The 11248-nt window shown below is 35.5% G+C and carries 8 protein-coding genes and 1 tRNA gene; 6 read left to right on the top strand and 3 right to left on the bottom strand.

Annotated features, from left to right (window positions below):
• Nucleotides 1–988 precede the first annotated feature (988 nt).
• Nucleotides 989–1282 carry an FMN-binding protein gene (locus T513_RS0108705; RefSeq protein ID WP_031589795.1) on the top strand — a complete coding sequence of 98 codons (294 nt, stop codon included), beginning with the start codon at nucleotides 989–991 and terminating at the stop codon, nucleotides 1280–1282.
• 161 nt (nucleotides 1283–1443) lie between these two features.
• A complete protein-coding gene (crcB, locus tag T513_RS0108695; RefSeq protein WP_031589794.1) occupies nucleotides 1444–1809 on the top strand; it encodes a fluoride efflux transporter CrcB in 366 nt (121 codons plus the stop codon).
• Between the two features lie 35 nt (nucleotides 1810–1844).
• Here the strand turns inward: crcB and T513_RS0108690 are convergent.
• Together T513_RS0108690 and pepV are read right to left on the bottom strand one after the other, a co-directional pair.
• Nucleotides 1845–1930 (bottom strand) — tRNA-Leu (locus T513_RS0108690).
• Between the two features lie 48 nt (nucleotides 1931–1978).
• Entirely contained in the window at nucleotides 1979–3346 is a 1368-nt protein-coding gene (pepV, locus tag T513_RS0108685) for a dipeptidase PepV (RefSeq protein ID WP_031589793.1), read from the bottom strand.
• Nucleotides 3347–3443: 97 nt separating this feature from the next.
• Between pepV and T513_RS0108680 the strand changes: the two genes are divergently transcribed.
• Entirely contained in the window at nucleotides 3444–3878 is a 435-nt protein-coding gene (locus tag T513_RS0108680) for an NUDIX hydrolase (RefSeq protein ID WP_029071281.1), read from the top strand.
• Between the two features lie 24 nt (nucleotides 3879–3902).
• Here T513_RS0108680 and T513_RS0108675 read toward each other — a convergent pair whose 3' ends face one another.
• Nucleotides 3903–5153, bottom strand: a complete 1251-nt coding sequence (locus T513_RS0108675) for a 6-phosphofructokinase (RefSeq protein ID WP_031589792.1) — start codon at nucleotides 5151–5153, stop codon at nucleotides 3903–3905.
• A 228-nt stretch (nucleotides 5154–5381) separates the two neighbouring features.
• Here T513_RS0108675 and nifJ point away from each other — a divergent pair, with 228 nt between their 5' ends.
• The 3 genes from nifJ to T513_RS0108660 all read left to right on the top strand — a co-directional run bounded on the left by nifJ (nucleotide 5382) and on the right by T513_RS0108660 (nucleotide 10938).
• Complete coding sequence (nifJ, locus tag T513_RS0108670; RefSeq protein ID WP_031589791.1) at nucleotides 5382–8918, top strand: pyruvate:ferredoxin (flavodoxin) oxidoreductase; 3537 nt, start codon at nucleotides 5382–5384, stop codon at nucleotides 8916–8918.
• 134 nt (nucleotides 8919–9052) lie between these two features.
• Nucleotides 9053–10237 (top strand): hypothetical protein, encoded by a 1185-nt coding sequence (locus T513_RS0108665; protein WP_031589790.1) that lies wholly within the window; start codon nucleotides 9053–9055, stop codon nucleotides 10235–10237.
• A gap of 53 nt (nucleotides 10238–10290) precedes the next feature.
• Nucleotides 10291–10938 carry a hypothetical protein gene (locus T513_RS0108660; RefSeq protein WP_029071277.1) on the top strand — a complete coding sequence of 216 codons (648 nt, stop codon included), beginning with the start codon at nucleotides 10291–10293 and terminating at the stop codon, nucleotides 10936–10938.
• Nucleotides 10939–11248: the final 310 nt, after the last annotated feature.

The following is an 11248-nucleotide window of genomic DNA, read 5'->3' as shown; positions in this document are numbered from 1 at the left end:
TTTTTGTATGCTTCTTTAATTTTCTGAGACAACATTCATCACTGAAATATAAGACACCTGTATCTGGCTTGTTTGATAATAATATGCTAATGCCTGATCAGTGGCTCAAGCTCATTGAGATATCACATAAGTACCATCCAGCAGACAATTAATCATTTCTCCAAGCAGTGCTCCAGGAGACGATACCCTCATTGCGCCTTTTTTAGGTGTTTTTTTATTACCTTCATAATCATTCGGTTTAGAAAAATTCAAAATATTCAATTTTAATACTACATGAATGATATCGCATCGTTCATCGATCCCTGAAATCTGTCATTCATCAAGTTTTTCATAAACTTTTGACTCTACCCATTAACAAAAAAACTCGCTATATGCGAGTATCAGCCCATGCGCTCCAATATCAAAAAAGGAGGTTTATCACATGGTACGGAAATACTTCAAAGAGTACTCGATACCCGCCAGTCGTATCATGACTGAAAACGGTCTAGCCTACTTGTTGCCGTTCGGTAGACAGCTCCGAGGTGTTATTCATTAATAACTTGGATACAGGACTTTCACCATACTCCTGCTCGCTAAAACCGCTGTTAGAAATTACTTCTCCTCATCAACGCCTTATTTAGTTTACAAGTGATAGAATAGTCGCATTTCTTTCAAATGTCAATAATTTTTTTGTAAGATAATAAATGTTTTTACTTTAAGAACTTAAATTCCATATGTCATATTTATCTAAAAAGATATGATGCATTGTAGGTTTTCCCATATTATCAACGTGATAAAAATATCGCAAAAAAAGAGTCGTTGCTTTTGTTTATTATTAACGTCATGATGAATAAGCTCAAAAAAAAGAAGGTGATTTTATGAAAAAACATACTACATCAAGTATTTTCTCTTCTATGGATCTATCACATCTTCCTGAAGTGGATATTGTGCGTATTATGCAGGAGCAGATTCATATCTTCTACATACTGGTGCTAAGGGCATTGTCGTCATGGGTACAGGTAGTGGAAATGGATTTAGAGGTGAAACACAGGTAAAGGTTGTTGTTGAGAATAAGAAAATCTCTTCTATTGAAATTATGAGCTATCAGGATGATGAACAGTTCTTTGAAAGAGCTAAAGAAACTGTTATCGCTAATATTATTAAGAACAGCATTGATGTAGATACTGTATCAGGAGCAACTTTTAGTTCTAATGGTATCAAGGAAGCTGTGGCTAATGCATTAAATATTGATTTTACGAATCCGAATAGTTCTTCATTATATCAAGAACATCACCATCATTAATAAAAATCCTCTTTCTTATGTTATAATGCAAAAAAGATGGGAAATTTTATTATGGATTTAATAGAAAGAATGGTAGGATATCATCATATGTTGAATCAAATTGATGACATCCTTATTGAACAGAAAATAAAATCAACAAGTGGAATTTGGGGGAGTAGACTATGAATTATATTGTAGTAGGAGCAGGGGGATTTCTTGGAGCACTGCTACGTTATGTGTTGGGAATGATTTCATTAAATGAGAATACTGTATTTCCAATAAAGACATTTCTTATTAATGTTGTAGGCTGTCTTTTTATTGGACTGATCACTGTGGCTGCAGGAAGAAATACAGCTATTGATGAAAAGTGGATCCTATTTTTAAAAGTTGGTTTTTGTGGCGGTTTTACAACATTTTCTACATTTGCAATAGAAACAACAGAACTGATGAAAAATGGACATTTAGGTATTGCTTTTCTTTATGTTTTTTCGAGTATTCTAGTAGGATGTTTAGTCATTATTGGAGTAGAGTATTTATTGATGAAATAAAAAAGAGACGATTGCTCGTCTCTTGTTTTTATAAATGGTGCGGTGAACGGGATTTGAACCCACACAGCCGTACGGCCACAAGTCCCTCAAACTTGCGTGTCTACCATTCCACCACCACCGCATGTGCACCTATTATACCATAGGTGCTTTACTGTTTGCAACTGAATTATTACTTTTTAAGAATGTTATAGAGAGCCTGTGCATAGACTGCTGCTGACTGTAATAATTCTTCAAATACGATTGTTTCATCATCTTCGTGCATCTTATTATCACGACCAGGGAATTCTGCACCAAAGGCAACACAGTTTGGCATAGCTTTCGCATATGTTCCTCCACCCATGGCCTGAGGTCCATGTTCATGATCATTTGTGACATCTACATAAGCAGCATGTAATTTCTGGATAAGTTCACTTTCTGGATCTACATATAAAGATGGAGTGGCATTATAATCAACCGCAAGATCATAAGCAGAAGCTTTCTTTGTCACTGCATCTACAACATCCTTGATTGGATCTACTTCATTAGAGAAACGTACATCTAATACCATGTTGATATGACCATCTTCATAGTTAAGAATACCTAAATTGTTAGTTAATGCACCTAGAGCACCACTGTGTGCGATGCCAAGTTTCTTTCCAGCTGTATCTTCATAGAAGTAATCATCAATGAAAGCAACAAGCTTGTTGTCAGTTATTGTATGAAGATAATGACAAAGAAGAACAATAGCATTAGTTCCTCTTTCAGGAACAGAACCATGAGCAGAACGTCCATCTACTTTTAATACAACGTGATTGTTCATAGTGATTGAACCAGTTGCATTATTTTCTTTTAAGAAAGCATTGAAGCTTTCTTCATAGTCTTCTAAAGAACCTTCAAGACATGCGCAAGCATTGTTAGGAACAATGTTGCTTCTAGTTCCACCGTTAATAGAGATGATCTTTTCATCATCAATCTTACCAGTAAGGTTGAATCCAACCATTGCTTTTTCACCAAATACAACTGGAAAATCAGCATCTGGAGTAAATCCCATAGCAGGGTATGGACGATGCTTAAAATAATATTTTACACATGAAGAACCATTTTCTTCATCACATCCAAAGATAACACGGATTTTATATTTCTTTTCAAAGTCCATTTCATTGACGATTTTAGCAGCATAATAAGCAGCTAATAATGGACCTTTATCATCAGCAACACCACGTCCATATAGACGATCTCCATCCAATGTGGCATCGAACTGAGGATAGTGCCATCCTGTTTCGTTGACAGGGACAACGTCAAGATGTCCTAGGATACCAAAGACCTCTTCACCTTCACCGATGTCAATAGAGCCAGCATAGCCATCACAGTCATCTGTGATAAATCCATCTCTTTTACCAAAAGCAAGCATCTGATCTAATGCTTTTCTATTTGCTTCACCAAAAGGCTGATTATCTTTTGCTGTAGATGGATCAAATACAGATGGAATCTGACATAATGTTCTTAAATCTTCTAATAATTCATCTTTTCTTTTATATACTTCATTATAAAAGTTCATTTTATATTCACCTCCGAGACATTATATCATTAAACTGCTTCTTTTGATAATAAAAATGCATCATACATGTTATGATAGTAAAAAGGAGAGAATAAAAATGGGGAAAGTGAATTTTCATATAACAGTAAAAGCAATTGTCATTCATGAAGGAAAGATCCTCATCATGAAAAGAGTACGCCCATCATCTGATGGACTAGGGTGGTGGGAGCTGCCAGGAGGGGGATTAGAGTATGGGGAAACACCTCATGAAGCACTGATCCGCGAATTGAAAGAGGAGACAGGTCTAGATATTAAAATCTTAAAGCCTGTCTATACTTTTACCGCAATAAGAGAAAACTATCAGACTGTAGGGATTGGTTTCTTGACTATTCCTACCAATGATCATGTCATCTTGTCTGATGAACATACAGACTATCGTTTTGTAAGTCAGGATGAATTAAAGGATAGTCTAGATGTACATATCTATAAAGATATAGAAAAAGCACTTGATGAATACAATCAGCTAATTGAATATCATAAACTAAAAAAATAAAGGGTGTTGCAAAGCAACGCCCGTTTATTCTTTTACGATATTGTTTTTAAGATGTGTGATATCAAGATAAGTTGGAATACCATTTGTATACTTGATTGCCATTTCTCCTTGAATTAATGGGTAAAGATAATCATGTAAAGCAGGAGTGATATCATTGTGTGCATCATTGATCCATTCTACTGGAATCTTATGTTCAAGGTTTGCGACCTTCAATACATCCATTGTTTCATAATGAACCTTGTATGGCATATCTGATTCTCTTTTTGAAACAATCATGATGCCTGTTTCATTGTTTAATGCAGAAGTAACAGCGAACTGTCCAATTTCAAATGATTCTTCGATATCATTTTTTGAAGCAATATGCATTGCACAACGCTGAAGAACGTTTAATTCGATAGAACGTACTTTGCATCTGAATTCTTTATAGACAATAGTTTCCAATACTTTTCCAGTACCTGAATGAAGAACATGTCCAAAGGCATCTTTCTTTGTATATTTTGAATCCTGATCTAAATATTGACCATTGGCATCCTTGATACCTTCTGATACGGCGATAATGATTGAAGATTTTTCTTTGAATTTTTCACGAATATCTTCAAGGAATTTCTCTGTATCAAATGGAACTTCAGGAAGATAGATAAGATCAGGTACTGTAGCACCGTTTTCTCTTGCCAAAGCACTAGCAGCTGTCAACCATCCAGCATTTCTTCCCATGATTTCTACGATTGTTACAGCGTTAAGCTTGTAGATGGCACTATCATAAAAGATTTCTAGCATACTGCTAGCAACATATTTAGCGGCTGAACCAAAGCCAGGTGTATGATCTGTTCCCATTAAATCGTTATCGATAGTTTTTGGAATTCCAATAAAACGAATTGATGAATTGACAGTCTTAGCATATGTAGAAAGCTTTGCGACTGTATCCATTGAATCGTTTCCACCGATATAGAAGACATCTGTAATATGCATATCTTCAAATTTCTTGAATAGCTTTTCATATGTGCCTTCCGCAAGATTGATGGTAGGGAGCTTAAAACGACAGCTTCCAAGGTACATGGCAGGTGTTGCTTTAAGATTCTCGATGCTCTCTTCATCCTTGAAAAGTTCTCCTAGATCGATATAGTGATCTTCAAGCAAACCTTTGATTCCGTTGATCATACCATAAATGTGTTCATATCCTTCTTTTTTGCACTGAGCTACAACTCCAGCTAAAGAAGCATTAATCGCTACGGTAGGACCTCCGGACTGACCAATAAAACAATTTTTCTGACTCATTTAGTAAACCTCACTTTTATTTTTCACACACATTCTATCATTTCAATTATCTCTTGAAAAGAGAAATTCAATAAGGAAGAAATACCATTGCATATCTCAATAGAAACTGTTTCTTTTAATCCTAAAAATAATTGAGATTTTGGGTCATATTAGTAAAAACACGTTAAAAAAGGAATGGTAATTTGTAATACGTGGTGTTATTATTAGATAAGGAGGTTATTAAAGAATATGTCTAAACAATATTTATCAATGGATGGTAATACTGCTGCAGCACACGTAGCGTATGCGTTTTCAGAAGTAGCAAGTATCTATCCAATTACCCCATCTTCACCAATGGCTGAACACGCTGAAGAATGGGCAGCTACAGGAAGAAAGAATATTTTTGGCTCATCAGTAAATGTGATTGAAATGCAGTCTGAAGCTGGTGCTGCAGGTGCAGTTCATGGTGCGTTACAGGGTGGCGCATTAGCAACTACATTCACTGCTTCACAGGGCTTATTGCTAATGATTCCTAATCTTTATAAGATTCAGGGTGAATTGTTGCCAGGTGTATTCCATGTTGCAGCAAGAGCATTAGCCACTTCATCATTAAATATCTTTGGTGATCACCAGGATGTTTATGCTTGTCGTCAGACAGGTGTTGTTATGCTTTGTTCACACTCAGTTCAGGAAGTTATGGACTTAGGTGGAATTGCTCACTTAGTAGCAATCAAGGCTTCTGTACCAGTAATGCATTTCTTCGATGGATTTAGAACATCTCATGAAATCCAGAAAGTTGAAGTTATGCCTTATGAAACATTAGAAAGCCTATTAGATAAGGAAGCATTAAAGAAATTTAAAGATCGTGCATTAAATCCACATCTTAATCCAGTCACTCGTGGTTCAGCAACGAATGATGATATTTACTTCCAGTCAAGAGAAGCTCAGAACGCTCACTATGATAAAGTTGCAGATATCGCAGCTGATTACATGAAAAAGATTTCTGAAATTACAGGAAGAAACTATGCTCCATTTACTTACTATGGTGCTAAAGATGCTGATCGTGTCATCATCGCAATGGGTTCTGTTACACAGGCTGTTGAAGAAGTTGTTGATACATTAGCAGAAAAAGGAGAAAAAGTTGGTTTAATTAAAGTACATCTTTATAGACCTTTCTCAGCAAAATACTTATTGGATGTTCTTCCTGATTCAGTTAAGAAAATTGCTGTACTTGATCGTACAAAAGAAATGGGCGCTACAGGTGAACCACTTTATCTTGATGTATGTGAAGTACTTAAAGATAAAGATATCGTCATCACTGGTGGACGCTATGGTATGGGTTCAAAGGATACAACAGCAAGAGCTGTTAAATCTGTATACGATAATTTAGCAAAAGAAAAACCACAGCATCCATTTACAATTGGAATCGTTGATGATGTTACTCATCTTTCATTAGAATTAGATCCAACATTTAGCGTTAAGACAGATGCAACTCAGTGTTTATTCTACGGTTTAGGATCTGACGGTACAGTTTCTGCCAATAAGTCATCAATCAAGATTATCGGTGACAATACTGATTTATATTGTCAGGCTTACTTTGCTTATGATAGTAAAAAAGCTGGTGGCGCTACTCGTTCAAACTTACGTTTTGGTGAAACTCCAATCCGTTCAACTTACTATGTCAACAATGCAGATTTCATTTCTTGTTCACTTGACAACTATGTCTTCAAATATGACATGTTACGTAACTTAAAAGAAGGTGGACGTTTCTTATTAAATACTGAATTTGATAAAGATGAAATCGTTAACTATCTTCCAAATAGAGTTAAGAAACAGTTAGCTGATAAGCATGCTAAATTCTATATTATCAATGCCAACAAGTTAGCTGCAGAATGTCATATGGGACGTCATACAAACACAATTCTTCAGTCAGCATTCTTTGCTCTTAATACACAGATTCTTCCATTAGAAGAAGCTATTGAAAAGATGAAAGAAATGGCTAAGAAGTCTTATGGTTCAAAAGGTGATGCTATCGTAGAAGCTAACTATAAGGCAATCGATGCTGGTAAAGATCAGGTTGTAGAAGTGGCAGTTGATCCTGAATGGTCTAACTTAACAGTTAATGAAGTACGCCATACTACAGGTGATGAATACTTCGATACATTCGTAGCTCCAATTGATGCTCTTGAAGGTGATGATCTTCCAACATCAGCATTCTTAGATAAACTTGATGGAACTATGCAGAATGGTAAAGCTATCAAAGAAAAGAGAGCTATCGCTGTTAATGTACCAAAATGGAATAAAGATAACTGTATCCAGTGTAACAACTGTGTTATGGTCTGTCCTCATGCAACAATTCGTGCATTCTTAATGACTGATGAAGAAATTGCTAATGCACCAGAAGATATCAAGAATGATGTATTAAAACCAATGGGCAAGAACGTGGATGGCTTATCATTCCGTATCCAGGTATCTCCAGATAACTGTGTTGGATGTACACTTTGTGTATCTGCATGTCCAGGTAAGAAGGGTGAAAAAGCTCTTTCTATGGTTCCAGTTAAGGATGAATTACCTCATTCTGAATTATCTGAATATATCTACAGCAATGTTGAATACAGAGATGATCGTTATCCAACTACAACTGTTAAGGGTGTAGGTTTCAAGAAACCTTACTTCGAAGCATCAGGTGCATGTGCCGGATGTGGTGAAACACCATACTATAGATTAGCAACTCAGTTATTTGGTAGCGATATGCGTATTGCCAATGCAACAGGATGTTCATCAATCTATACAGGTTCATGTCCATCTACACCAATGACATTCGATAAGAATGGACATGGACCAGCTTGGGCAAACTCATTATTCGAAGACAATGCTGAATTCGGATTTGGTATGAAGTTAGCTGAAAACTATAAAGCTAAACATATTCTAGAAACAATTGCTGCTAACATCGATAATGCAGAAGCAGAAACTAAGGATGTCTTAGATCGCTATGTAGCTATCAAGGGTGAAAGAGCAAAAGAAAAAGAAATCTATGATGAAGTTGTTAAAGCATTAGAATCAACTAGCGTTGACGCTTTAAAAGCTTTATTAGATCATAAAGAAGACTTAGTAACTAAGTCACAGTGGATCGTCGGTGGAGACGGATGGGCTTATGATATCGGTTATGGTGGATTAGACCACGTTATCGCTAATGATCAGAATGTAAACATTCTTGTACTTGATACAGAAGTTTACTCAAATACAGGTGGACAGTCATCTAAATCATCACAGGCAGGATCAATTGCTAAGTTTACTGCTAGCGGTAAGACAGTTGCTAAGAAAGACTTAGCACAGATCGCTATGGCATATGGTCATGTCTATGTAGCTCAGATTGCTATGGGAGCTAACCCAATGCAGTCAATCAAGGCATTAAGAGAAGCTGAATCATATGATGGACCATCATTGATCATTGCTTATTCTCCATGTAATGAACACCATATCAAAGGTGGAGGATTAGCTAACTCTCAAAGACAGGAAAAACTTGCAGTTGAATGTGGTTACTTCAACTTGCTAAGATACGATCCTCGTCTAGCTGAACAGGGCAAGAACCCATTACAGATTGATTCTAAGGCACCAGACTTCAGCAAGTTCAAAGACTTCCTGATGACAGAAAACAGATTCTCACAGTTGACAAAAGTCAATGCTGAAAATGCTGATGCGTTAATGGATAAATGCTTGAACGATGCTAAACGTCGTAGAGCACGCGCTGAAGCACTCGCTAAAGAATTTGAAGTAATGGAATAGCTTACATTAAAAGAAGCAAGATAATCTTGCTTCTTTTTTTGTTTTTTACTTGTATTTTATAAAATTTTTACTTATCATAACTATGCGCACTTCTGCGTCGTTTTTATTTTTTAAAGGGAAAAGGGGTACAATAGATGAACTATAATGAAGTTAATATAGTTAATACAGAAACGATTATGAAACAGCTCGATGTTAATGCATTAGTTGCAAAGGTGATTGATGCAAAGGGGTTAACTGAAGAAAAGTTTCATGCTTTGAATGAAGATTATGAATATCATCTTGGTGATTATTCAGGGGCAGAAGACATTAAAAACATCATTAAAGAAAGTTATGATAACGATGAAAAATTTCTTATCGTATCAGATCCAAAGTTAGATAACTTATTTGCATCTATCATTGTCATTCGTTCATTGGCAAAGATGAAGGCAAGATTTGAAATCAAGTACATCAATAAAGATGAATATATGCTAAAAGGAAATGTCATTGCGATCCATGATACTTTACAGTTCCATAATAATCAGAAGAATATCCATCTTGAAGTTGAAACAGATCTTTCTTTATCTACAATGGCTTATGTCATCATGAAAGAATTTGTAAGAGATAGCTATTCTATCGCATTGGCTTCTATTGCTAATATCTGTACTAATGTGCCATTATCATATGCTAATAGAACATTGTTTAAAAGAGCTAAAGAAATCTTGGAAGATAAGCAATATGTTGTATTTGAACGTTTTATGATTACACCTGAAAAACGTAATGCTCAGCTTTTAAGAAGCGGTAATGCTTATACGACATATCATTTAAGCAAGATGAAGAATCTTCTTGTTAATCCATTAATGAACTTCTTAAAAGATAATGATGAAAAAAGATGGAATGCCTTATTAAGCTATTTCTTTAATCCAAATAAAAGAGATTCTAAGCTTTCTAAGTTGGCATTGGCTATCACTAAGTTCAAGACTGATGATGAAAAAGAATATGATGAATCTCAGGTTATTGAAGTAACATTAGATGAAATCAGAATTGATGAAATCAAGAATTTATCTGAGACATTTGAACCATACTATGATGGATTTAAACGTCCATTATTTATCTTAAAGAACGTTGTAGTCACTGATCGTCGTCGTTTTGATTTAGCTAAAGGATTAGAGATTTCATTTAGAACTAAGCATGGTCTAGTTAAGGCTACAGCCTACAATAATCCTGTTACTAAACTTGATATTAAAGCAGGGGATACAATCAGTATTGTTGGTACATTAACAATCAATGCATTTTCCGGATTGCCAGGATTATCTATCGTAAATATGGAAAAGCATAATTAAACTTGAAAATTTCATTTTAAAATCTTATCCTTAAGTTATAAGGAGGTTTTGTTATGAAACGATTATTTAGCATTTTACTTGCATTCGCCATGCTGTTTAGTATTGCAGGCTGTAAAGGAAGTGATAAGGAAGCTGTTTCAAAAGCAGCCAACGAATTCCTTACTGCTTGTAAAAACGGAGAGTTTGATCAAGCCAGCAAATTAGCAGATAGTTCAGTAAGCTCTAAGCTTCAGCTTAATAATGTGGACTCATCTATTACATCAGCCTTAGGTTCTTACAGTAACCGTGGTGGTGAAAAGTTTAAGAAAGGTTTAGATGAATTTGTTAAGAAAGTTAAGAAAGCTTATGTTCAGTCTTATACAATCAAAGATGATTATGATAACGATAAAAAGTCATTAAGCGCTGAAGTAAAGATTCTTGATCAGAGTGCTATCTCAACAGCTTCTAGCGCCCTAAGAACAAAAGTGACGACTTTAGCAAAAGAGTATGCACAAAATCATTTAGCAGAACTTCAGAAGATTTATGCTTCAGAAGGTAATGAAGCTATGCAGAATGCAATGCTTGAAGGTATGGCAGATCAGATGTTTGAACTCCTTGACAAGGAATATTTAGCTAAGATTCCTACTAAGACACAAACTTGGAAGATGACATTTACTGATTCTGATAAGACTTGGAAATTAACAGATGTAGTTATTGCATAAAAAAGGGGCTGACCCAGTAAAGTGATTTATGGATAATCACTGAGCTGGACCAGCTCTTTTTTTCTTTCTTTGACTCCCTACAGCCAGATAAAATCTGTTTACGGGCATTTAGACATAAAAAAACACCCATTTTTGGGCGCAATATCCCTATATAGCTGTGAATAACGTTTTTCAGTATGTGAATAACTGTTCTAGCAGCACTTCATTCTTTCTTCGCTCGGCTTTCTTTTATGAATCATATTGTGATATTTCCTGATATTGAATCCGATTGCGACCATAAATATCTCAAAAGATACATTGGAATTGCCTC

This window comes from Kandleria vitulina DSM 20405 (genome assembly GCF_000702065.1).
Classification (GTDB): domain Bacteria; phylum Bacillota_I; class Bacilli_A; order Erysipelotrichales; family Coprobacillaceae; genus Kandleria; species Kandleria vitulina.
The sequence above is the reverse complement of the archived record's forward strand: the minus strand, read 5'-3'. Positions and strand labels throughout refer to the sequence as shown.

Excerpts from the sequence above, each read along its gene's own strand:
- T513_RS0108675 (WP_031589792.1), bottom strand. The coding sequence starts at position 5,153 with ATGAGTCAGAAAAATTGTTTTATTGGTCAGTCCGGAGGTCCTACCGTA.
- T513_RS0108665 (WP_031589790.1), top strand. The coding sequence starts at position 9,053 with ATGAACTATAATGAAGTTAATATAGTTAATACAGAAACGATTATGAAA.
- nifJ (WP_031589791.1), top strand. The coding sequence starts at position 5,382 with ATGTCTAAACAATATTTATCAATGGATGGTAATACTGCTGCAGCACAC.
- T513_RS0108705 (WP_031589795.1), top strand. The coding sequence starts at position 989 with ATGGGTACAGGTAGTGGAAATGGATTTAGAGGTGAAACACAGGTAAAG.
- pepV (WP_031589793.1), bottom strand. The coding sequence starts at position 3,346 with ATGAACTTTTATAATGAAGTATATAAAAGAAAAGATGAATTATTAGAA.
- crcB (WP_031589794.1), top strand. The coding sequence starts at position 1,444 with ATGAATTATATTGTAGTAGGAGCAGGGGGATTTCTTGGAGCACTGCTA.
- T513_RS0108680 (WP_029071281.1), top strand. The coding sequence starts at position 3,444 with ATGGGGAAAGTGAATTTTCATATAACAGTAAAAGCAATTGTCATTCAT.
- T513_RS0108660 (WP_029071277.1), top strand. The coding sequence starts at position 10,291 with ATGAAACGATTATTTAGCATTTTACTTGCATTCGCCATGCTGTTTAGT.